Origin of the sequence: Desulfitispora alkaliphila (assembly GCF_050433185.1) — a bacterium.
Taxonomy (GTDB): Bacteria; Bacillota; Desulfitisporia; order Desulfitisporales; family Desulfitisporaceae; genus Desulfitispora; species Desulfitispora alkaliphila.
Map to the genome: position 1 here is coordinate 1 of NZ_JBNPXS010000044.1, position 22,130 is coordinate 22,130.

Consider the following 22,130-nt stretch of genomic DNA (forward strand, 5'->3'; position numbering starts at 1 on the left):
TTATTGATGGAACGCCGTATGAGGGGAAACTCTCACGTACGGTGTGGAACGGGGGAAAAGGTGGAGATTATATCAAAGCCTTACCTATCGTTATCCCAGGTGATGAGTTAGAAGTATGGGGAGGCTGGACTAATCACCAAACCTACGGTAGACAATTTAAAATAGCTGGTTTCCGCAAAATAGTTCCCACATCCTTAGAAGCTATGGAAGAATACTTGGCATCGGACTTGGTTAAAGGCGTGGGCAAAGTTACTGCAAAAAAAATTGTAGAAAATTTTGGAGAAGAGAGTTTACAAGTTTGTCAAAAGGAACCTGAACGTTTAACTCTAATTAAGGGTATCAGCCTAAAAAAAGCAGAGGAAATCAAAAAAAACATAACTGAGGCTTTAGAATTTCAACAAGTGATGATGGATTTATTACCTTTAGGCTTAACTGTAAAAATGTCTATAAAGGCTTATCAGAAATTTGGAAGCAATGCAGTAGCTTTAATTAAGGAAAACCCATATCTATTAACGAAAATCCCTCAGGTAGGGTTTATAAAGGCTGACCAAATAGCAAAAAACTTTAATGCTGACCCCACTTCTTTAGACAGGGTGATGGCTGCTTTAGAGCACTTGCTTTTTGAAGAAGCTAACTCCAAGGGAAATCTTTATAGTGAGAGAGAAGATCTAGTCTCTAAGTGTTTAGAGCTCCTAAATAGAGAACAAAGTGAAAAACTAGTAGACCATAATCAAGTTATAAGTGCTCTGCAACAAGGAGCAGAGCAAGGTAAATTAATACTTGAAGGAAATAATGTTTATTTATCTACCTTTCACTTTTGGGAATGTGAATCAGCACAGCGAGTTAAATCACTTGCAGTAGATAATATGCGAGAGAAGGAAAAAGAAATAGAAAAAGAGCTAGATGGATACCAGTCAAGAACGGGTGTTCTGTTAACGAGCCATCAGCAACTTGCGGTTAAGCAGGCATTTGAAAAAAAACTTAGTATTGTTACTGGAGGTCCTGGTACAGGTAAAACTCAAACTATAAGGGCCATAATAGATATTTGGAGTAGCTTAAATCAAGAAGCGAAAATATTATTAGCTGCCCCTACTGGAAGGGCAGCTAGACGAATGAAGGAACTTACTGGGATGGAAGCTGTGACAATTCATAGAATGCTTGGTATTGGAAGAGGAGATGACGCAGATATATTTGAAGATGTTGTTGCTGATTTAATAGTAATTGATGAGTTTAGTATGGTAGATATACAGTTGTTTTACCAGTTGATAACTGCAGTAGATGAGAATACAAGTCTAGTCTTTGTAGGTGATACTGATCAGTTACCAAGTGTAGGGCCGGGAAATGTTCTCCAGGATTTAATTAGAGCGGAGATACCTTGTGTAGTATTAAATGAAATCTTTAGACAAGCTAGAGAAAGTCAAATAGTAACCAATGCTCACCGTGTAAACAGTGGTGACAACTTGGAAGTAGATCAAAGTAAAGGAGACTTTTTCTTTATCCAAGAATCTGATGGGGAAAGAGTTGTTGAATTGATATTAAAATCAGTAGTGCGATTGATTGATGCTGGATATTCAGCAGAAGATATACAAGTATTGGCCCCAATGAAAAAAACTGAGACTGGAATAGATAACTTAAATAAGCTGATTCAGAAAGCCCTCAACCCTCAGCATATTAATAAAAGGCAAATTGAAACAAAAAAAGAAATATACCGGGTTGGGGATAAGGTAATGCAAACTGTTAATAATTATGACAAAGAGGTCTTTAATGGTGATGTGGGGGTTGTTTATCAGATAGATGAGGAGCAAAACTTAGAAGTAAGCTTTGACGATAAAATTATCAAATATACAAAAGACCAATTAGAGGAGTTGGCATTAGCCTATGCCATTACAGTTCACAAATCCCAGGGTTCCGAGTACCCGGTAGTGATAATGCCAATTACAACCCAGCACTACGTGATGCTTGCTAGAAACTTATTATATACCGGCATTACCAGAGCTAAAGAAAAAGTTGTCCTAATTGGAACCAAAAAGGCAGTTAACATAGCTATCCAAAATAACAGGGTTTTGAAGCGGAAAACTGGACTAACTGAAAGAATTAATACTTCCATAATTTTATAGCTTCAGTATAGATTTGTTCCAGGGGAATCTTTAACTCTCGGGCAGCACGAGCACAATCTTCGTACTCTGGAGCAATATTTATCGGGCTGCCCTCAAGTGAGCCTACCTTTACTTGAATTTTAAAGCCTCTAACATTTACAGTGTGCATTTCTCTACGTAATTTACGTCTCTCGCAGTTATATTTACGAATTCCTATAGATGAAGTTTCTCGAAAAATTACTTCTAAAATATGGTTTATATCATCTTCGTAACAAATAACCGTCAATTTAGTTGACGGTCTATTTTTTTTCATATATATAGGTGTAAAGTATACGTCTAAAGCCTTCTTAGCAAAGAGTTGTTCCATAGCATAACTGATGCATTCGGGAGTGCAATCATCTAAATTAGTCTCAACAACTGTTACTTGATCCTTTTCAAAGTTGGATGAGGAATTAAAGCCTGATTTACTATATTTCTCTTCACCTATGAAAAGGCGTAATAAATTTGGATGTTCAAAGTTCTTTTTACCTGCCCCGTAGCCAATACGACAAATAGTCATTTCTGGAATAACGTGAGAGAAAGAGGCTTGCAATGTTTTAAGAATCACTGCCCCTGTAGGTGTCACTAGCTCTCCATTGGCATAATGTCCTTTTACAGGAAAGCCTTTTGTGAGCTCAGCAGTTGCAGGAGCAGGAACAGGGAGGATCCCATGCTCACATTTAACAAAGCCAGAACCAAGGGGTAGCGGTGAGGAAACAACTCTTAAACTTCCCTCTTCCTCTAATAGCTTAACATAACAAATCATACTACCAACAATATCAACTATAGCATCAATAGCTCCAACTTCATGAAAGTGTATTTTATCTATAGTGGTTTGATGAACTTTAGCTTCAGCATGAGCCATATGATAAAAGGCATTTATACTAAGCTCTTTTACCTGCTCACTGAGATATGAATTTTTAATCAAATCCTCAATATGCGGTAAATGTCTAAACTCATCACACTTATTTGCATTTACGGTTACAGATGTTGCACCAATACCTGACTTTGAAACCTTCTTAACTTCTAAATCAAACTGAGAGAGGTTTAATTTACTTAACTCATCTTCTAGGTATTTTTGAGATATACCTAGATCTAAAAAAGAACCTAATGTCATGTCGCCACTAATGCCACTAAAGCAATCAAAGTAGAGTATGTTATTATTCAATTTAAGCTTCAACTCCTATCCTTAAAATAGAATTAGCTAAGGTGGCAGCACCGAAACCATTATCTATGTTAACTACACCTACTCCACTGGCACAGCTATTAAGCATTGTTAGTAGAGGGGCTAAGCCAGAAAATTGAGCACCGTAGCCAACACTAGTTGGTACAGCTATAACAGGAGCAGCAACTAACCCCCCTACCACACTTGCAAGGGCGCCCTCCATCCCAGCAACTACAATAAGAACTTGAGCTTCATCAAGTCGTTGCCTTTGGTCAAAAAGTCTGTGGATGCCAGCAACCCCCACATCGTAAATTCTGTCAACCCGCAAACCTAATAGCTCGCAAGTAATGGCAGCTTCTTCAGCTACAGACATATCTGCAGTACCAGCAGAGACAATAGCACAGGTTCCTTTAGAAAGCTCAGGTCTGGTACCGGGCAACTCAATTATTTTAGCTATTGGGTGGTGAACAGCCTGAGGAAACTCATTCAGAACCTCATTCATTTGAGTATCATTTGCTCTTGTACCCATAACAGTATTGCCAGTCTTAGCTAAGGATTTCATAATACCCACTACCTGTTCAGGGGTTTTGCCTTGGCAAAAGATAACTTCTGGAAATCCATTACGCATTTGACGATGGTGGTCTACTTTAGCATAGTTCAAATCTTCATAGGGTAAATGTTTTAGCTCAGCTAAAGTAGAGTCTAAGTCTTTACTACCATTCTTATATTGCTCCAAAATATCTTTAAGCCACTTTTCACTCATCAGTACTCGCCTCGCTATTTGCAGATATAACTTCATTCATACTACCACTTCGAAAGCCTTGCATATCAATTGTTACATAGCTGAAACCTAAGTCCTTTAGTTTAGCTATAATCTTTTCGCGATTATTAATATCCATAGCTAAAGCAATTTCTTCTGATAAGAGCTCAATACGAGCCAAAGGACCGTGGTGTCTTACCCTAAACTGAGAAAAGCCTAGGTCATCTAAGAAGTTTTCTGCCTCTTCTACTTGTGTGATTTTAGTTGGGGTAATTTGCTCCCCATAGGGAAAGCGAGAAGATAGGCAAGCTTTAGCAGGTTTATTCCAGGTAGGCAAACCCAGCCTCTTGGAAAGTATCCTGATATCATCTTTTGTAAGTGAAGCTTCCTGTAGGGGACTGCGTACCCCCAACTCCCTCCCAGCTGTTATTCCTGGTCTAAAATCGCCTCTATCATCATGATTAGCTCCGTCTACCACATATTTAAAACCTCTAGCTTTTGCTATTTCTAATAATTTAGAGAAAAGTTCTTTTTTACAGTAATAGCAGCGATTGACTGGATTACTATTAAAAGAATGATCATTTAACTCATCTGTATAAATTATCTCATGACTTGCACCAATTAATTTGATAAAATTTTCAGCATCAGCAAGCTCTCTGTTAGAAATTGTCTCAGATGCTGAGGTTACCCCTAAAACATTTTCACCTAAAACATCGGCAGCTACTTTTAGTAGAAATGTACTATCTACACCGCCGGAATATGCTACAACAACAGTTTCCATTTCTGTAAGTATTTCTTTAAGTTTAGAGTATTTTTGTTCTAAATCCAAAGCGGTTCCTCCTTAAACGTTAATTGCTTATAAATAGTATTAATTCGCTAGAGATAATTAATTCCCTGTTTTTAAATTATACTAGCTTAAACGTAAAAATTATAGCAGGATATCTGCGAAATTTGTTGAATATTAAAGATTGACAATAATAAAAGGTGGCTTAAGATGAACTACGAACAATTAATGAATAACTTAGCTATGTACAGCGAACAAATTTTATTGGGTACAGTAATACTCCTAGCAATCTGTCTATTAGTTTTTATAAGTTTCAATATAAAACTAGCCCGTTTAGTAAAGCAGTACAAAACAATGATGCAGGGAATGGACGGTAGCAACTTAGAAGAAATCATGTTAAAAAATAGAGAAATGCTAGTGGACACATCAGAACAGTTTGAAAATATGAAAAAGCAAATAGATCAAATTTTACATAAATTAGAATTTAGTATTCAAAATGTTGCAGTTGTTAGGTTTAATGCCTTTTCTGATATGGGTAGTGATTTAAGTTATGCTATTGCCGTACTGGACCAAAAGGGAAATGGTTTTGTCCTAAGTAGTCTTGCTGGACGGCAGGAAACGAGAACTTATTGTAAACCTATAAAAAATTGCCAGTCTCAGTATCAACTCACTGTAGAAGAAGAACAAGCAATTGAACGCGCTATGGGCAATGATAAGTAATAATTATCACAAGACAAAAGGTGGTTGCAATGCCTAAAGTAGTGACGAACAAGAAAAAAAACTACACTTTAATGTTAGTACCTCACAATAAACATAGTATAGCCAGTTTAAAGATACCCTACTGGAGTTTGTACATCTTAGCAGCTGTAGCTATTATTATAGCTGCTTCAGTTGCTTATTTTACGTATACATATTATGACCTTTTGACAAAAAAAGGGGAAGTCAGGGAACTGAGGGTAGCAAACGAAGACCACACCTCTAAAATACAGCAGTTGGAAGATGAAATAGCTCTGTTAAACATAGAGACAAAAGAGATGCAGGACAAATTAATGGCAGTAGAAGAGCTAGAAATTGCCATCAGAGAAATGGTTGGACTAGAAGTGGTCGAAACAGAAAGCAGACTAGAGCGGACTGATAATTTGACAGCTTCTAGAGGCGGTGGTCCCGAAGAAATTAGAGATAATTTGCAAAATATAGAGCAAGAGATCCAATTAACAACCTCTGACTTAAATCAGTTAAAAGAAGATGTACAGAGCAGGCTTGAATATTTAGAGGCTGTTCCCTCTCGATGGCCAGTAACTGGGGGCAGAGTTTCTTCTTCTTTTGGATATCGAAACTCTCCTTTTGGTGGTGGTAGGGAATTTCATAATGGCATTGATATAGCTGCAAGAACGGGTACGCCGGTAAAAGCAGCTGGCAGTGGCAGGGTTGTATTTTCCGGGTGGAGATCAGGCTATGGCAATACAATTATAATAGATCACGGATATGGATTAAGGTCACTTTATGCACATAATTCTTCATTACTTGTGAGTTCAGGAAGTAGAGTAGAAGCTGGAGAGACTATAGCTCGAGTTGGTAGTACAGGACGCAGTACTGGGCCTCATTTACACTTTACAGTTAAAAAAGACGGTACACCAGTTAACCCTATGAATTACTTGAATTGAGATTTGGACAGGAGGCAATAACTATGTTTAAAAGAAAGCAACAAGAAGAAGCTAATTTTGAAAAAGTGGATACACTTATTGGTAAAGAAACAGCTTTTCAAGGAAACCTTAATGCCAGTGGAACTGTTAGAATTGATGGGAAACTGGAAGGTGATATAAATTGTAATGGGGATCTAGTAATAGGTGAAACAGGAGTTGTTAAAGCCAATATTAAAGCTCGCAATATTTTGCTTTCAGGAGAGGTTGAGGGGAATTTAAGTACTCAAGGAAAAATAGAGCTCACCACTGCAGGAAAGTTAGTTGGAGATATTGTGGTTGGGAAACTTATCATAGATGAGGGAGCTGTTTTTAAGGGGAGATGTGATATGAAGTATGAAAAGGGAGTGGAAAAAATAGAAAAAGTTAAGCCCAAAAGTGCGGAGGCTTAATAATGAAGGTTAAATGTGTTGTAAACCCTGTAGCCGGTAAGGGCAGGACTGAAAAATCATGGCAAGGTACTCTGAAGACTTTGCAAAAGCTAGGTTTTTATATATCATGGGATTTCACTGAATACAGGGGGCACGGTAAAGAAATCAGCTCAAAAGCAATCGAACAGGGATATCAAATGATTGTAGCAGTCGGTGGGGATGGAACTTTAAATGAAGTAATAAATGGGTTAGGGGATTCTAATGTTAAAGTAGGTTTAATTCCTACTGGGACTGGGAATGATTTCGCTAGAACACTAGAAATTCCCTTAGATCCAATAGAAGCTAGTATCTTACTGGGACAACTTAGGACTAAACTTGTTGATTTAGGTCAAGTAAATGGGCGAAAGTTTCTTAATATGGCTGGTATCGGCGTTGATGCTAATGTAGCACAGTACATAAATGAATATGATGGATTTTTAAAAGGACATGCAGCATATCTATTAGCTATGTTAAAGGCTATTTTAAAATACAAGCCTATTCCTGTACAAATAAAGAGTTGCCAGGGTGATATGTTTTATAATGTGATTATGATAGCAGTAGCTAATGCAAAACATGTAGGTGGCGGAATTCCAATTGCACCTGAAGCTGTTATAGACGATGGTAATTTAGATATTATTATAATAGAAGAAATGTCTAAGTTAGAAATCATTAAGTCTATTCCATTGCTGTTAAAAGGAGAGCACTTATCTCACCCAAAAGTACACAATTTTAAGTGTAAGCACCTAGAAGGAATAAGTGAGGAGAGTGTATTGGTACATGCAGATGGTGATATCATAGGATATCTACCACAAACCTTTTACATAGAAAAAAAATCTATAGAAATAATAGTTCCTTAGTGCCGCAGCTGTTTAGCTGTGGCATTTATATTTTTACGATTTTTGGGAATGATACAGTTAAGTTTAGAAAAAAGAGAGGTGTTAAATAGTGTCTATTATAGCAGTTGCAGATTCGCTGCAAAATATTAAGAGTGAATTGGAAAGAGAAGGCTATGAGGTTGTTAGCCTAGAAAATCAAGCATGGCAAAATGCAAAAGCTGTGATTGTAAGTGGCATTGACGAGGACATAATGAATATCGAAGATAGTTTAACAAATGCACCTATTATTGATGCTACTGGAATGACAGCAGAAGAAATAATCAATGATTTACAATACTTAAAGTAAAGAAATATAAAATAAAATGAAGGCTTATTCTAAAAATTAAGCCTTCATTTTATTTATTCCCTCAGAACTATTAATGCTTCTTCTGTGACCGTGCATTATGCTTGTTGAAATTAATTTTGACATTTTCATTACCAAGCTTAAGCGAGTATTTTGGAGTACAATCATCTCCATATAGCCACCAATATTAACTATTCCTGTGTAATGCACATGTCCAACTGATGGCAAGTCTTTATGTACTCCTGCACCAGGCTTAACAGGACCTTCAGCAAAAGTAACCATCCCAACACTTTCCATCCTACCCAAGCAGGCATCTACTGCTACAATAAAAGGGTTCATGTACTGATCATTAATGTCATCTAGGGTGCTTGCAATATTTTTTGCGTGAACAGGGTTGTCCAAAGTTCCGTATACATTAATAGAGTTTTTATAAAGGCTATTTAGCTTAGTACCAACTAGAGGACCTAAACAATCCCCTGTGGCTCTATCAGTACCAATACATACTACTACAATGGGACGCGTAGAATGAGGATCTATTTTCATCAAGTAGGTATTAAATTCTTGTGTAAGTTTAGCTGTTGCTAAGGGATCATCCATGTGGTAACGGACCTTCATCTTTGCCTACCTCCTTTATAATTCATCATTAGTATCTGCTCATACGGCAACTTTTATACCAATAAGTGGGTTAAAGCACAATTTGCAGCATAAGCATATAAGGACATAGTGGGATTAAAGGTGGGGTGTTGCTATAAAGTGCTTAAAGGTAGCGGTAATTTAGATAAAAGGTTTCTTCAAGTAGCAGCTACATATATGGGGGCTATAATTGGTGCAGGTTTTGCTTCGGGGCAAGAACTACTTCAATTTTTTGCGATTCATGGCAATAAAGGGTTGGTTGGCATCATAGCTACAGGCTTATTTTTCGCAGCAATAGGAAGTCTGTTAGTTTTATATTGTCATAAGAAAGGTATTAGTTCATACAGCCAGTTAGTTCAGACTCTGTTTGGGTACAAAATGGCAACGGCTTTGGATACCATAATAACTGGAGTCCTTTTTGTAGGTTTAACCGTTATGTTGGTGGGAAGTGGTGCTATTTTTGAAGAGCAGTTAGGTCTAACCTCATTCATAGGTATTGCAATTACAGTGGTGGCTGTGACAACCGCATTGCTGGCAGGAGCTAAAGGTGTACTGTTAATTAACACGCTATTAATTCCCTGTTTAGTGATTGCAGCAATATTTGTAAGTATATCGGTGCTGATAAGTCCTCCTCAGCTCAGTGGGATTGAAGTAGATGCTGTCTTGCAGCAGAAGACCTTAGTGGGAACAAACTGGATACTGGCATCTTTACTATATGTTTCTTATAATACTATTCTCGGTATAGTAATTCTCAGTTCATTACAACAGGTAAGCCTTATTAATGGAGTTATGGGGACTATTACTGGTGGAGTGGCACTAGGGGTATTGGGGGCAATAAAAATAGGAGCTTTACAAATGTTTCTACCTTCAATATTGCTATTTCAAATTCCTATGCTATTTATTGCAGGACAGGTTGCCCCTGAAATAAAGGCTGTATATGCTATAGCCCTTTGGTTTGCCATGGTGACAACAGCTGTAGCAAATGCCTATGGCATAGCCATAAGAATTTTTAATAGCTTTAAGATAAGTTATATTAAAACAGTATTGCTAGTAATAGCTTTACCATTGCCGTTCACTAAATTTCAGTTCTCAACCTTAGTGGGGACACTGTATCCCATCTTTGGATATGTAGGAATATTTATTGTTATTGCAGTAATATCTAGAATAACTTTTGACATATACAAAATTAACTAGAAGGATTATTAGTGATTTAAGCGAATAAACAAATATCGACACAATTTTCAGAGGAGGCATAAAAATTGAGAAATCGCTTAATGACCATAATTATATTAGTTTTAGCTATAGTATTAATGGGATGTAGTAGTGCACAAGAAGATAATGATAATGGTGAAGTAAATATAAAAGCGCAAACTGAAGAAGTGGGCATATTAAACGAAGAAGAAAGAGAGCTAAGTTCTCCTGAAGTCGACCAAATAGTAGTTTATTATACCGATGAGGCCGGTGAATTTCTCATACCTATAAACCTAGAAATTAATTCAACAACTGAAGGTGCTAATGTAGCTGTGCAGAGGTTGTTGGCAGGGCCAAGTGTTGAATTTGTTAAACCCAGTATCGCTTCTGGTACTAAAATTATAGATCTATATGTAAAGAATAATAAAATATATGTAGACTTAACCCATCACCTTAAGGATGTGGGCACGGCAAAAGAAGCTAATATTGCTGTAGAAGCGCTATTATTGACTTTAAAACCATTTATAGGAGATAAATCAGTACAAATCTTAATAGAGGGCGAAACACAAGGAATGTTAGCCGGAGAAATAGATATTAGTACAAGTCTTAAGCCACCATCTTATATAAATTTTGTTGGTGAAGAGGAAATTAAAGGCAATGTAATCACAGTATACTATACAGAGAGAAATGCTATGTATTTGGTTCCAGTTTCATATAGTGTTGGTGAACAGGATATCCTGCGAACCACTGCTGAAGCGTTAGTAAAGGGGCCTGGTGAAGGAGAGACAGGAACGTTAATTCCCACAGTTTGGCCTGGAACTGAGCTTTTAGAAGTAAGACAAATAGATAATGTAGCGGAGATTAATTTAAGTAAAGAAGCAATTGCCTATGGTGGCGGCTCTGCTACAGAAAACTTATTTGTTAGTTCGTTGCTCTTGACTCTTACTGGTATTGAGGGCATAGATTCAGTTCAAATATTGATAGCTGGTGAAAAGGTAGATACCTTACCCGAAGGGACTCAAATTAGTGCGCCAATAACTCCCCAAGATTCGTACTATAACACCATAAGAAACTAAAGAAAATCTGCCTATGGGCAGGTTTTTTTTATTATGAGTGGAATACTATAGAAAATAGTGGATAAACACGTAATAGGTGGAGGAGTATAGGAAATGCGACAAAAGAACGAGCTGCTAAGGGCAATACCTAGTGTAGATAGGTTGTTGCAACACAGTGATTTAAAGTCTTGGAAAGAAAAAAACAAGAAGGTTACGGAAGTAATCAGAAAGGTCTTGGACAACACTAGAAGCAATATATTGAGCCAAGAGTTGGAATTGAATGAGGAAATAATAGATGAGGAAATAATAATTAAAAAAGTAATAAAAAAACTGAGAGATAAAAGTGAGCCAAAGCTAAAGCAAGTTATCAATGCAACGGGAGTAGTATTGCATACCAATCTAGGACGAGCTGTCTTAAGCGAGGAAGCCCAACAAGCTGTTGCTAGAGTAGCAAATAATTATAGTAATTTAGAGTTTAATCTGGAGTCGGGCAAGCGGGGATCGCGGTATAGCCATGTAGAAGAATTACTGTGTGAGCTAACGGGTGCAGAGTCGGCCCTAGTAGTTAACAATAATGCTTCTGCAGTGCTACTAGTGCTAACTGCTTTGGCCAAAGGAAAGCAAGTAGTGGTGTCCAGAGGGCAACTGATTGAGATTGGAGGCTCTTTTCGCATTCCAGAAATAATGGAGCAGAGTCAAGCAGAATTAGTGGAAGTGGGTACTACTAATAAAACATATAGTAGTGACTATGAAAGAGCTATAGGAGAAGAAACTGGACTATTGTTAAAAGTACATACTAGTAACTATGTAATTAAAGGTTTTACAAAGGAAACTACTAATGAAGAGCTGGTTGATTTAGGCCAGAAATATAATCTGCCAGTAGTTGAGGATTTGGGAAGTGGTTTTTTAGTGGACTTAGACCGATTGCGGATAAGAGCCAGTGAAATAGAGCCAACAGTTCAATCTTGTGTTTCTTCAGGAGTAGATGTAGTTACATTTAGTGGGGATAAATTACTAGGGGGACCACAAGCAGGGATAATTGTGGGTAGGGAAAGTTACATATCAAAGATAAAAAAATGCCCACTGACGAGGGCGGTTAGAATAGATAAATTCACAGTGGCTGCACTAGAAGCTACGCTAAGATCTTATTATTTTGGCAATGAAATAGAGGAAATACCGACTCTACGCATGCTTTCCAGTAAACAAGAGGAAATACATAGAAGGAGCGAAAAGGTTATTGCCAAGTTAAAATCTCAGTTGGATTCGGACATAGAGATTGAATTGCATTCGGGTAACTCCCAAGTAGGGGGCGGTGCACTACCAACTACAGATTTACCTACAGCGAATATATCGATAAAAGCTAGTAGAATAAATAGTAAACAACTAATGGATAGGATGCGAGACGGCAAACCCAGCGTTATAGCTCGAATTGAGAATGAGAGAGTATTATTAGATTTGAGAACTGTTTTCCCAAACCAGGAGGAAAGCTTAATAAGTGCTATAGTAGGTATTCTTAGGGGGAAGTAATATGAACTATTATACAGTTGGAACAGCGGGACATGTAGATCACGGTAAAACTACTCTAGTAAAAGCATTAACGGGAAATGATACAGATAGATTAAAAGAGGAAAAAGAGCGAGGTATTTCCATTGAACTCGGGTTTACAGCTATGGAGCTAGCAGACAAACAGGTGGGAATAGTTGATGTACCCGGGCATGAAAAATTTGTGAAGCAAATGGTAGCAGGTGTTGCAGGAATCGACTTGGTGCTTTTGGTTATTTCTGCTGACGAAGGAGTAATGCCACAAACATTAGAACACTTAGATATTCTTACTCTGTTAGGAGTAGACCAGGGGATTATAGTAATAAATAAAGTAGATTTAGTAGATGATGAGTGGCTGGAATTGGTTAAAGAAGATATTAGAGATAAATTAGCAGCATCTTCCCTGAGGAGCGCACCAATTATGTGCGTATCCGGTACTACGGGTAGAGGATTGAGTGACTTGCGGGATCTTATAAATGAACAATTGGAAAAGATCAGTCCAAAAGAAGCAGTGGGGAAAATTAGGATTCCAGTAGACAGGTCTTTTAGTGTTACAGGATTCGGTACAGTAGTAACAGGAACTTTGTGGTCTGGCGAGATATGCTTAGGAGAACAACTTGCAATTTATCCTCATGGGGGCGAAGCTAGAGTTAGAAATATTCAAGTTCATGGAAAGCACGTGGAATCTGTGGCAGCTGGACGGAGAACTGCCCTCAATTTAGGTAATGTAGCCGTAGAAGATGTGCCTCGGGGTGCTGTATTAGCTGAGAAGGGCAGCTTGACCCCAAGTTTTAGATTGGATATTCAGTTTAATCTTCTCGAGAGGGTCAGTAAAAAAATAAACCACAGAGCACCTGTTAGAATTCATTTGGGAACTAAAGAGGTAATAGGTAGGATAATATTATTAGATAGAGAAGAAGTTGAACCTGGTAGCCAAGTTTACTGTCAGATTGTTACTGATGAACCGGTGGTGGCAATGAGAGGTGATAACTTCGTGATTCGCTCATATTCGCCAATGATTACAATTGGCGGTGGAAAAGTAATAGATGGAGCTGCCAAGAAGATAAAGCGTTATAAAGAAGATTTTATTGAGCAGTTTAAAATTAAGCTGCAAGGAACACCTGCAGATTTAATTAACCAATACATAGCTAAGCAGGGTTACGATTACATAGATAATCTAGCTGAAGCTATTGGTCTAAGTGAAGATCAAGTGAAGCAAACAATGTTGGAGGGAGACGAACTCGAGGAGGTAATGATAATATCCTCTGAACTTGGGATAACAGCAGCCAAAGCGTACTGGAGAAAATTAACTAACAAAGCAGTTGAACTGATTACATCTTATCATAATCAGTATCCCCTGAGGCCGGGGATAGCGAAAGAGGAATTGCGGACGAGGATAGGTAATATGGATCAAAAAATATTTAACCCCTTCATCCATTACTGGCAAGAAAACAAGACCTTAGAAGTATCTGATCAATACGTATTAGTAAAAGGGTTTGAAATAGTTCTCAAGGATGACCAAAGGAAAACAGTGACGAGAATAACTGAAGAATATAGGACGCAACAGCTTCAACCACCTTTAAAGAAGGAAGTAATAGATAAGTATAAGCTAGCTGAAAGGGAAAGCTCAGAACTGTTTAATTTTATGGTTGAAAAGGGAGAACTGGTGAAAATAAATGAAGAACTATACTTCCACAATTCTGCTATAGCTAAGGCTAAATCAGAAGTAGCAAATATTATGGAGGAAAGTGGCTCGATTATACTGGGGGACGTACGAGATAAGTTAAATTCATCCAGAAAGTTTGTACTGCCACTGTTAGAATACCTAGATAAAATAAAATACACTAAGAGATTTGGAGATAAGCGAGTGCTGTATTAAAATAGCACTCGTTGTTTGTTTGTAACAGATCTAGATGCAACCAAGTTTTGATTATTGACACAGGGATTTAGTAATCATATAATGGTGAAATACAGGTCGTTGTATTATAACAGATAAAGCAAAATATGGAGGTGCGAAATGGAACAGATGAAGTCTCGAGAAAACTGGAGTTCCAAGTTAGGTTTTATTTTAGCTGCTGCCGGGTCTGCCATTGGTTTAGGGAACATATGGAGATTTTCATATGTAGCTGGTGAACAAGGTGGAGCAGCCTTTTTATTTATTTACTTGTTTGCAATTTTACTTATCGGTTATCCATTAATGGTTACTGAAATAGGAATTGGAAGGAAGACTCAGAAAAACCCAATTGGGGCATTTAAGGCCTTGGCACCAGGAACACCATGGTGGGTAGTTGGTGCTTTAGCTGTACTGGCACCATTTACAATTTTGTCTTTTTACTCGATTATAGGTGGCTGGTCGCTTGCCTATACTGCCAAATCATTGAGTGGACTTGCTCCTACATTGGATTTTGCAGAGTTGTTTGTTGGCCATATTACCGCAGTATGGGAACCAATAATCTGGCATGGATTGTTTATGATAATATCTGTAGCAATAATCGCCTCAGGTGTAGTGAACGGAATTCAGCGTTCTGTTAAAATACTGATGCCTCTCCTCTTTATAATATTATTGGCATTGGTGGTAAGAGGAGTTACCCTAGATGGGGCTAGTGAAGGAATTAGGTACTTTTTGACACCGGATTTTAGTGCAGTAACTGGAGCAACATTTCTGACAGCTTTAGGACAAGCATTCTTTTCACTGAGCTTGGGTATGGGAGCACTAATAACATATGGTAGCTACCTAAAAGATGACCAAAATATACCTGAAAACAGTTCATGGATTATAGGGTTAGATACCTTTGTAGCAATACTAGCAGGTTTTGCTATCTTCCCAGCTGTTTTTGCTCTAGGTTTTGACCCAACAGATGGAGTTGGCTTGGCGTTTATTACATTGCCAGCAGTATTTGCATCAATGCCTATGGGCAGTTTTTTTGGGTTCTTATTCTTTGCCCTGTTAAGTGTTGCGGCGATTACATCTGCCATATCTCTATTGGAGGTAGCTGTAGCATGGTTAATCGATGAAAAAGGATGGGGTCGCATCAAGGCAACTTTGACAGTTGGTACAGCAGTTTTTCTAGTAGGATTACCTGCAACACTAGGGTACAATGTCTTGAGTCATGTTACATTTATGGGGATGGACATTTTAGATACCTATGACTTTATTACTGGGAATATTATGTTGCCAGTAGGTGGGTTGTTGACTTGTATTTATGTGGGATATGTGTGGAAAGCAAGTAACTTTGTCAAGGAAATCAATCAGCCTGCTGGGAAAATTACTTTCGGAAAAGGGTACGGCATTTTAATTAGTTATGTAATGCCAGTAGCCATTACAATTGTATTAATTACCGGTCTATTAGACCTGTTTGCAGGTTAAACTATCAAACATGGAGTCTTCTCATTTGCTAATAAATGAGAAGACTTTTTTTTGTGCCTCCGCAGACGCAATTTTCCCTTGAGAAAAAGTGTACTAATACAGATAGCAAAAATTATATTTAATTAGATAACAGATATTGACACAACTATAATATAATTATATAATAAATTCATCACTGATATATAATAGATTCCAATAAGTCCAGGAGGTGTTAGTACAGAATTAAATATTTATAATTGATTTTTTTATATTATCGTCTATTTGAAAAATTTAAGGGGGAAGAGAAATGGGACAGCAAAACGGACGTGAGCAGTGGACATCGAAGCTTGGATTTATCTTAGCTGCTGCAGGATCTGCTGTAGGATTGGGAAATATCTGGCGTTTTTCCTATGTAGCAGGTGAACAGGGAGGAGCAGCATTTTTATTTATTTATTTAATAGCAATTGCACTTATTGGTTATCCTTTAATGGCCACTGAGATGGTTATCGGTCGTAAGACTCAAAAGAACCCTATTGGTGCGTTTAGTGCCTTAGCACCTAATACACCTTGGTGGTTAGTAGGAGCATTGGGAGTACTTTCTGGCTTTGTTATCTTATCATTTTATTCAGTAGTTGCCGGTTGGGCAATGCATTATACTGTACTAGCGGCAACAGGTTTTTCATCTACGGCAGATTATGTTGATGTATTTTTAGGTCATATCACTAGTACTTGGGTTCCATTGATTTGGCACGCAATCTTTATGGCTTTAACAGTAGGTATTATTGCAGCGGGAGTTGTAAAAGGGATTCAGCGAACAGTAAGATTATTAATGCCTCTATTGTTTTTGCTATTAGTAGCTCTAGTAGTGAGAGGATTAACATTACCTGGGTCTGGTGCAGGGGTTGCATTCTTCTTAACTCCTGATTTCAGTGCTGTTACAGCTAGAACATTCTTGACAGCTGTAGGACAATCGTTCTTTACTTTAAGTCTGGGAATGGGTGCTCTTATTACTTATGGTAGTTACCTAAAACAAGATGAAAATATCTCTGACAATGCAGGATGGGTAGTGGGCCTAGATACGCTTGTTGCAGTGATAGCTGGTTTTGCAATATTCCCAGCAGTTTTCGCCTTAGGCTTTGACCCTGCCTCAGGTGCGGGACTTGCCTTTATGACGTTACCGGCAGTTTTTGCAGAAATGCCAGCTGGACTTTTCTTTGGTTTTATGTTCTTCTTGCTACTAAGTGTGGCAGCTCTTACATCGGCAATATCTCTATTAGAGGTAGTTGTAGCTTGGGTTATTGATGAGAAGGGCTGGAGCAGAGCTAAAGCTGCAATTACTGTTGGATCGGTTATCTTCCTAGTGGGTATTCCGCCAGTATTGGGCTTTAGTACGTTAAGTCATATAACTTTCTTAGGCTTTGATATTTTAGACACTTATGACTTTATAACTGGGGTAGTAATGCTTCCATTAGGTGGTTTATTGACCTGTATCTTTGTAGGATATGTTTGGAGAGCAAGTAACGCTACTAAAGAAATCAACAATCCAAGGGGAATAATCAACTTTGGAGGATGGTACAACATTTTGATTTCTGTAGTTATTCCTGTGGCAATTGCAGTAGTTCTTGTAATGGGCTTATATGATGTAGTATCAGCACATTATGGCTGGTAATATCTGAGTAACAAAGGGCGCATGTGTTAGAGGATTAGCACATGCGCTTTTCTCATACTTGTCTAAAGACAATAAAAGTGGTATAATACATAAGTATTTGCAATAAGGGAGTGGATTTGTCCTGGTGGGCATCCTGGACTTCAAATCCAGCGGATCGTAGCGATCCTGCGGTTGGTGGGTTCGATTCCCATGCACTCCCGCCAAGGATAATTTCACTAGTCTTAATTATGAGACTAGTGTTTTTTTATATGAGGATTCCTGCAATTGTAGCTGTTAAGAAGGCTGCTAAAGAGCCGCTAATTAGCGCTTTAATACCATAACGCGCAATATCAGAACGTCTATTAGGTGCTAAGGTACCTATCCCTCCAATTTGAATACCAATAGAAGCAAAGTTAGCAAAGCCGCAGAGAGCATAAGTCAAAATAACCACTGTGCGCTCTTCGAGAGCAGCTTCTTGAATTAATGTAGACAGACTGGCATATGCAAAAAACTCATTAATAACAATTTTCTGACCCAATAAATTACCCGCTTGTATCATGTCTCCTATGGGAACTCCCATTAACACAGCTAGTGGTGCGAAAATCATACCTAGGATCCATTCTATACTAAGGTAATCAGCTCCAACCAAACCTCCTAAAGTCCCTAAAAGAGAATTGAGAAGTGCTACTAATGCGATAAAGGCTAGTAACATTGCACCAACATTTAGAGCAAGATGTAATCCCTCTCCCGCACCCCGAGCAGCAGCATCTATTGCATTTACATCTCTTTGCTCCATCTCTAGCTCTACTTTGCCCATAGTCACAGGCTCCTTTGTTTCCGGCACCATGATTTTTGCAAAAACTAAGCTAGCAGGTGCAGACATAACACTGGCAGCGATTAAGTGACCTGGGTCAATTCCCATTGCTACATAGCCTGCAAGAACACCTCCTGCCACTGTAGCCATCCCCCCAGACATTACTGTCATTAGTTCTGAATTAGTCATATCGTCTATATAAGGGCGAATTACTAAAGGAGCTTCAGTTTGGCCAATAAAAATATTTGCTGTAACCGCTAGGGATTCTGCACCGCTTACTCCTAATAGCTTGGCCATAATTTTGGCTAAAAAAGTTATGACAATCTGCATTATGCCCAGGTAATAAAGAACTGCCATTAGTGATGAAAAGAAAACTATTGTAGGCAATACCTGTAGTGCAAAAACGAATCCGAAGCTCTCCGCATCCATAAAGCCACCAAATAAGAAGCTACTACCCTCTTGAGTAAAGTCTAGAAGTCTGGTCACACCGGTACTAATTAAGTTAAAGATATATTGACCAACAGAAACCTGTAATATAAATACAGCTAGCCCAAACTGAAGCCCAATCCCAATAACAACTAGACGCCAGTTTATGGACTTTCTATTTTCAGATAATAGGTACGCAATACCAATAAAAACAAATAGACCTAATACACTTAATAACTTTAACATAACATAACCTCCATTACGGTTATAAAAGCTGTTTAAGATTAGTGTGTTCATTATAGATAATTTTAATAGCATTAAATCTATTGCCTATTTTTACATGGGGTATAGTTCAATGTATGGGAAAAATAATAGTACTATGGAAACAAAAAATAGTATTTCATCCTATAAAATTGCTACAGCTTACATTGGTACTATTGTGGGTGCTGGATTTGCCTCAGGCCAGGAAGTGCTTCAGTTTTTTGGGGTTTTTGGTATTTGGGGTTTAATAGGCATTATTTTAATAACAGGAATGTTTGCCGTTTTTGGTTATGGAATTATGAAAGTGGCTAAGAAGATAAAAGCAGATTCTCATTTGCCTGTTATTAGAGAGGTCAGTGGTGCTAAAATTGGCTACCTAATTGATATAGTAATTACAGCATTTCTCTATGGTGCAGTTGTGACCATGGCTGCAGGAATGGGAGCCATATTTCTTGAGGAGTTTAATTTATCTCAGACATTAGGAAGTGCGGTGCTATTAGGGTTAACATTAGTAACCGTGTTATTTGGTATAAAAGGGGTTCTGTCCACTTTAAGTGTGGTAGTTCCAATTTTAATGTTAACAGTGCTTACTATTAGCGTAGCTTCTATTGCCACTAACTGGGGGACCTTAATGGGAAACTTAAGTTGGACTGCTACTGAACAAGCTCCGGTACCATTTTGGCCTATGTCTGCTTTAATTTACACTTCCTATAATATTGTGATAGCCATAGCAGTTTTAGCGCCTTTGGGGCTTATGGCTAGCGATGAAAACATGAAAAAAGGAGCAATTCTATCTGGAATAGGTTTGGGAATGGGTGCAGGGATTATAACAGCAGCTATTTTAGCTAATGTACCTCAAGTGCTAACTGTTGAAGTTCCAATGCTTTTAATAGCGGGACAAGTGTCTCCTCTGTTGCGAGTATTCTACACGGTTGCCCTAATAGCAGGAGTGTACACAACCGCAGTTGCTTGTCTCTATGGATTTGGCGCAAGAGTTATCTCGCCAGAAAGTGTTAATTTCAAGTATCTAGTAGTAGGTGCCAGTGTTATAGCCTTTTTTCTATCTGGGGTAGGATTTTCATCATTAGTGGGAATTTTATTTCCCGCAGTTGGCTATGCAGGTTTATTGCTTTTAGGATCTTTAACTTACACTATGCTTAAAGGCTACCAGGTGAATTTCTCCCAATACTTTAACCTCTGGCGACTCCCTGGAGTAGGTTACCGGAAACTGCTAACTGGAAATGAAAAAGAGCAAAATAAAAGGAGGCGTAACAAAAATTAACCGCCATGTGTATGGCGGTTCTTTCCCTATCCGTTCAAAAAAGTAAGACTAGCTTTTTAAAAAGGCTTGTAGCAACTTTATGCCATGTGGTAAAATTGTGCAACATAGGAGAGGTTTACAAACAAGATGGGAGAGAAAAAATGTACACTCAAGAACAAATACTCTTTATTGCAGGAAATGCAGCTGAAATAATGCTGAGAAATGGTGGCGAGACCTATAGGGTTGAAGAGATGGTAGATTATATGTGCAGAAGTGCAGGAATGCGTTATATAGAGCCTTTTGTTACTCCTACAGGAATCATGATTTCAGTTAACAATAAAAATGAGCCTTCTCTGGCAACTGTGCGCAGAGTTAGATTGAGAACAATCAATCTCAACAAGGTATCAGAGATAAACAACTTCTCCCGAAGGATTGCGAGAGGGGAACTGGGATATGAAGAGGCTAGGGCTGAGTTAGAGCGAATCGATGGAGATAAAAACACATACTCTAATCTAACTGTATTTTTAGCAACAGCAATTATCGCTGGTTCTGCAGCAATATTCTTTCAGGGGAGCTATAGAGATTTTTTTCCTAGTTTTACAGTTAGTTTGATTATGCAAATTATTATTTTCTATAGCTATATCAAGGATATTAACTTTTTTTCTGATTTTATTGGGGGTTTTCTAGCAGGGAGCCTTAGCATTGTCTTCGTATCTTTGGGGTTTGGTGAAAATTTAGAGCAGATTATAATTGGTGCTATTATCCCCTTAGTACCCGGTGTGGCCATTACAAACGGAATTCGAGACGCAATTAAGGGAGAATTAGTCTCGGGCATGACCAGGAGTTTTGAAGCTCTGTGGGTTTCTATTGCCATTGCCTCAGGAGTAGCAGCTTCCTTTTATATCTTTGGTTAAAATACCTATAAACGAGAGGTGAGATTATGGAGTTTGTGTTGGCATTTATAATATCCATGTTATTTGGAGTTATATTTTATATACCTATACGCACGTTGGGTACAGCAGGATTTACAGGACTAGCTGGTTGGACTACCTTTAAGGTTTTGGATTTGTATCAGTCTAACCTACTGGCCATATTAGTGGCCGCAATCGTTATTGGACTGCTGAGCGAATTTTTTGCCAGAGTACATAAGACCCCAGTGACAGTGTTTGTGGTTGTGGGCTTTATTCCTCTAGTTCCCGGTTTGCGCGCCTATAATGCTGTTATTAGCTTTAGTGAAGGAAGATTTGACCAAGGGTTACAATTAGCAGTAGAGACTGTGTTTATAGCATGTGCCATTGCTTTAGGGATTAGCATTGTTTCCTCCATAGCCAGAATAATAAAAATTAACTTTGTCAAAGAAAAAGCATAATCGCCAATTTTTAGTATGGATAGCCCTTTCATTTCCTAGGAACAATAAAAAAAAGGAGGTGATTTGGGTGACTATTATGTGTAGTATTAATAATTGTCATTATTGGTCACAGGGAAATGTTTGTAAAGCAAACAAAATTTTTGTGGCATCAGATGAAGTAGGAGAATCAGCGCCTGAAAGTTTTGATGCAATGCAGGCCAGCACAGCTGAGCCAACACCTGTCCAAAACTGTGCTTCTTCTTGTTGTAAAACCTTTGTTGAGAAAAATGGGAATGTACAAGCTGATGGAGTATATAAAAAAAATAATTAAATAGTAAAGAAAAGGAACTTGGCCAAGTGCCAAGTTTTCTTTTTTGTGTGTGCCCGGCACGGGCGGTAACTTGGCGGTGAAAGTCCGCTGTGGGCTTGGTAGTGGGAACCACTAGCCAATGACAAGGGTGTCCATCGCGAG

Annotated in this window: 21 protein-coding genes and 1 tRNA gene; 17 read left to right on the forward strand and 5 right to left on the reverse strand. The window is 38.2% G+C overall.

Features of this window, described 5'->3' with window-relative positions:
- The coding region (recD2, locus tag GGQ84_RS13160; RefSeq protein ID WP_429163278.1) for an SF1B family DNA helicase RecD2 at window positions 1-2,117 on the forward strand (2,117 nt) is incomplete at its 5' end.
- Here recD2 and larC read toward each other — a convergent pair.
- The 3 genes from larC to larE are packed head-to-tail and all read right to left on the reverse strand — an operon-like array spanning window position 2,095 to window position 4,889.
- The gene (gene larC / locus GGQ84_RS13165) at window positions 2,095-3,303 is read right to left on the reverse strand and encodes a nickel pincer cofactor biosynthesis protein LarC (RefSeq protein WP_429163279.1); all 1,209 of its coding nucleotides are present in this window, start codon (window positions 3,301-3,303) and stop codon (window positions 2,095-2,097) included. The genes recD2 and larC overlap by 23 nt on opposite strands.
- A 1-nt stretch (window position 3,304) precedes the next feature.
- Window positions 3,305-4,063 carry a nickel pincer cofactor biosynthesis protein LarB gene (gene larB / locus GGQ84_RS13170; protein WP_429163280.1) on the reverse strand — a complete coding sequence of 253 codons (759 nt, stop codon included), beginning with the start codon at window positions 4,061-4,063 and terminating at the stop codon, window positions 3,305-3,307.
- On the reverse strand, window positions 4,056-4,889 hold the full coding sequence (larE, locus tag GGQ84_RS13175) for an ATP-dependent sacrificial sulfur transferase LarE (RefSeq protein WP_429163281.1): 834 nt from the start codon (window positions 4,887-4,889) through the stop codon (window positions 4,056-4,058). Before larE ends, larB begins: the two co-directional genes overlap by 8 nt.
- Before the next feature lie 165 nt (window positions 4,890-5,054).
- Between larE and GGQ84_RS13180 the strand changes: the two genes are divergently transcribed.
- The 5 genes from GGQ84_RS13180 to GGQ84_RS13200 all read left to right on the forward strand — a co-directional run bounded on the left by GGQ84_RS13180 (window position 5,055) and on the right by GGQ84_RS13200 (window position 8,136).
- Window positions 5,055-5,564, forward strand: coding sequence for a DUF4446 family protein (locus GGQ84_RS13180; RefSeq protein ID WP_429163282.1), 510 nt, complete (start codon window positions 5,055-5,057; stop codon window positions 5,562-5,564).
- A 29-nt stretch (window positions 5,565-5,593) separates the two neighbouring features.
- Window positions 5,594-6,508 carry a peptidoglycan DD-metalloendopeptidase family protein gene (locus tag GGQ84_RS13185; protein ID WP_429163283.1) on the forward strand — a complete coding sequence of 305 codons (915 nt, stop codon included), beginning with the start codon at window positions 5,594-5,596 and terminating at the stop codon, window positions 6,506-6,508.
- A 23-nt stretch (window positions 6,509-6,531) separates the two neighbouring features.
- On the forward strand, window positions 6,532-6,936 hold the full coding sequence (locus GGQ84_RS13190) for a bactofilin family protein (protein ID WP_429163284.1): 405 nt from the start codon (window positions 6,532-6,534) through the stop codon (window positions 6,934-6,936).
- Between the two features lie 2 nt (window positions 6,937-6,938).
- Window positions 6,939-7,811: a diacylglycerol/lipid kinase family protein gene (locus tag GGQ84_RS13195; protein ID WP_429163285.1), complete on the forward strand. Its 873-nt coding sequence runs from the start codon at window positions 6,939-6,941 to the stop codon at window positions 7,809-7,811.
- Between the two features lie 88 nt (window positions 7,812-7,899).
- Window positions 7,900-8,136, forward strand: coding sequence for a YkuS family protein (locus tag GGQ84_RS13200; protein WP_429163286.1), 237 nt, complete (start codon window positions 7,900-7,902; stop codon window positions 8,134-8,136).
- A 36-nt stretch (window positions 8,137-8,172) separates the two neighbouring features.
- Here the strand turns inward: GGQ84_RS13200 and yyaC are convergent, their stop codons facing one another.
- Entirely contained in the window at window positions 8,173-8,748 is a 576-nt protein-coding gene (gene yyaC / locus GGQ84_RS13205) for a spore protease YyaC (protein ID WP_429163287.1), read from the reverse strand.
- Window positions 8,749-8,886: 138 nt separating this feature from the next.
- Here yyaC and GGQ84_RS13210 point away from each other — a divergent pair, with 138 nt between their 5' ends.
- From GGQ84_RS13210 to GGQ84_RS13240, 7 genes are all read left to right on the forward strand, one after another.
- On the forward strand, window positions 8,887-9,960 hold the full coding sequence (locus GGQ84_RS13210; protein WP_429163288.1) for a YkvI family membrane protein: 1,074 nt from the start codon (window positions 8,887-8,889) through the stop codon (window positions 9,958-9,960).
- A gap of 65 nt (window positions 9,961-10,025) precedes the next feature.
- Entirely contained in the window at window positions 10,026-11,033 is a 1,008-nt protein-coding gene (locus GGQ84_RS13215; protein WP_429163289.1) for a GerMN domain-containing protein, read from the forward strand.
- A gap of 93 nt (window positions 11,034-11,126) precedes the next feature.
- Complete coding sequence (selA, locus tag GGQ84_RS13220; RefSeq protein WP_429163290.1) at window positions 11,127-12,539, forward strand: L-seryl-tRNA(Sec) selenium transferase; 1,413 nt, start codon at window positions 11,127-11,129, stop codon at window positions 12,537-12,539.
- A gap of 1 nt (window position 12,540) precedes the next feature.
- On the forward strand, window positions 12,541-14,433 hold the full coding sequence (gene selB, locus GGQ84_RS13225; RefSeq protein ID WP_429163291.1) for a selenocysteine-specific translation elongation factor: 1,893 nt from the start codon (window positions 12,541-12,543) through the stop codon (window positions 14,431-14,433).
- A gap of 138 nt (window positions 14,434-14,571) precedes the next feature.
- The gene (locus GGQ84_RS13230; RefSeq protein ID WP_429163292.1) at window positions 14,572-15,921 is read left to right on the forward strand and encodes a sodium-dependent transporter; all 1,350 of its coding nucleotides are present in this window, start codon (window positions 14,572-14,574) and stop codon (window positions 15,919-15,921) included.
- Window positions 15,922-16,207: 286 nt separating this feature from the next.
- The gene (locus tag GGQ84_RS13235; protein ID WP_429163293.1) at window positions 16,208-17,569 is read left to right on the forward strand and encodes a sodium-dependent transporter; all 1,362 of its coding nucleotides are present in this window, start codon (window positions 16,208-16,210) and stop codon (window positions 17,567-17,569) included.
- Window positions 17,570-17,675: 106 nt separating this feature from the next.
- Window positions 17,676-17,772: transfer RNA gene (locus GGQ84_RS13240), tRNA-Sec, on the forward strand.
- Between the two features lie 41 nt (window positions 17,773-17,813).
- On the opposite strand, the gene GGQ84_RS13245 is transcribed toward GGQ84_RS13240, so the two are convergent.
- On the reverse strand, window positions 17,814-19,034 hold the full coding sequence (locus GGQ84_RS13245; RefSeq protein WP_429163294.1) for a NupC/NupG family nucleoside CNT transporter: 1,221 nt from the start codon (window positions 19,032-19,034) through the stop codon (window positions 17,814-17,816).
- Window positions 19,035-19,167: 133 nt separating this feature from the next.
- On the opposite strand from GGQ84_RS13245, the gene GGQ84_RS13250 reads away from it, so the two are divergent.
- The 4 genes from GGQ84_RS13250 to GGQ84_RS13265 all read left to right on the forward strand — a co-directional run bounded on the left by GGQ84_RS13250 (window position 19,168) and on the right by GGQ84_RS13265 (window position 21,989).
- On the forward strand, window positions 19,168-20,331 hold the full coding sequence (locus GGQ84_RS13250; protein ID WP_429163295.1) for a YkvI family membrane protein: 1,164 nt from the start codon (window positions 19,168-19,170) through the stop codon (window positions 20,329-20,331).
- A 140-nt stretch (window positions 20,332-20,471) separates the two neighbouring features.
- Complete coding sequence (locus tag GGQ84_RS13255; RefSeq protein ID WP_429163296.1) at window positions 20,472-21,224, forward strand: threonine/serine exporter family protein; 753 nt, start codon at window positions 20,472-20,474, stop codon at window positions 21,222-21,224.
- A gap of 26 nt (window positions 21,225-21,250) precedes the next feature.
- Window positions 21,251-21,679 carry a threonine/serine exporter family protein gene (locus GGQ84_RS13260; RefSeq protein ID WP_429163297.1) on the forward strand — a complete coding sequence of 143 codons (429 nt, stop codon included), beginning with the start codon at window positions 21,251-21,253 and terminating at the stop codon, window positions 21,677-21,679.
- A gap of 76 nt (window positions 21,680-21,755) precedes the next feature.
- Window positions 21,756-21,989 carry a DUF1540 domain-containing protein gene (locus GGQ84_RS13265; protein WP_429163298.1) on the forward strand — a complete coding sequence of 78 codons (234 nt, stop codon included), beginning with the start codon at window positions 21,756-21,758 and terminating at the stop codon, window positions 21,987-21,989.
- Window positions 21,990-22,130: the final 141 nt, after the last annotated feature.

What these genes read in the sequence shown, in the direction of transcription:
- GGQ84_RS13260 (WP_429163297.1), top strand. Translation starts at nt 21,251, where the DNA reads ATGGAGTTTGTGTTGGCATTTATAATATCCATGTTATTTGGAGTTATA.
- GGQ84_RS13265 (WP_429163298.1), top strand. Translation starts at nt 21,756, where the DNA reads ATGTGTAGTATTAATAATTGTCATTATTGGTCACAGGGAAATGTTTGT.
- GGQ84_RS13245 (WP_429163294.1), bottom strand. Translation starts at nt 19,034, where the DNA reads ATGTTAAAGTTATTAAGTGTATTAGGTCTATTTGTTTTTATTGGTATT.
- GGQ84_RS13255 (WP_429163296.1), top strand. Translation starts at nt 20,472, where the DNA reads ATGTACACTCAAGAACAAATACTCTTTATTGCAGGAAATGCAGCTGAA.
- GGQ84_RS13195 (WP_429163285.1), top strand. Translation starts at nt 6,939, where the DNA reads ATGAAGGTTAAATGTGTTGTAAACCCTGTAGCCGGTAAGGGCAGGACT.
- larB (WP_429163280.1), bottom strand. Translation starts at nt 4,063, where the DNA reads ATGAGTGAAAAGTGGCTTAAAGATATTTTGGAGCAATATAAGAATGGT.
- GGQ84_RS13230 (WP_429163292.1), top strand. Translation starts at nt 14,572, where the DNA reads ATGGAACAGATGAAGTCTCGAGAAAACTGGAGTTCCAAGTTAGGTTTT.
- GGQ84_RS13250 (WP_429163295.1), top strand. Translation starts at nt 19,168, where the DNA reads ATGGAAACAAAAAATAGTATTTCATCCTATAAAATTGCTACAGCTTAC.
- GGQ84_RS13180 (WP_429163282.1), top strand. Translation starts at nt 5,055, where the DNA reads ATGAACTACGAACAATTAATGAATAACTTAGCTATGTACAGCGAACAA.
- selB (WP_429163291.1), top strand. Translation starts at nt 12,541, where the DNA reads ATGAACTATTATACAGTTGGAACAGCGGGACATGTAGATCACGGTAAA.
- GGQ84_RS13190 (WP_429163284.1), top strand. Translation starts at nt 6,532, where the DNA reads ATGTTTAAAAGAAAGCAACAAGAAGAAGCTAATTTTGAAAAAGTGGAT.
- GGQ84_RS13185 (WP_429163283.1), top strand. Translation starts at nt 5,594, where the DNA reads ATGCCTAAAGTAGTGACGAACAAGAAAAAAAACTACACTTTAATGTTA.
- yyaC (WP_429163287.1), bottom strand. Translation starts at nt 8,748, where the DNA reads ATGAAGGTCCGTTACCACATGGATGATCCCTTAGCAACAGCTAAACTT.
- GGQ84_RS13235 (WP_429163293.1), top strand. Translation starts at nt 16,208, where the DNA reads ATGGGACAGCAAAACGGACGTGAGCAGTGGACATCGAAGCTTGGATTT.
- selA (WP_429163290.1), top strand. Translation starts at nt 11,127, where the DNA reads ATGCGACAAAAGAACGAGCTGCTAAGGGCAATACCTAGTGTAGATAGG.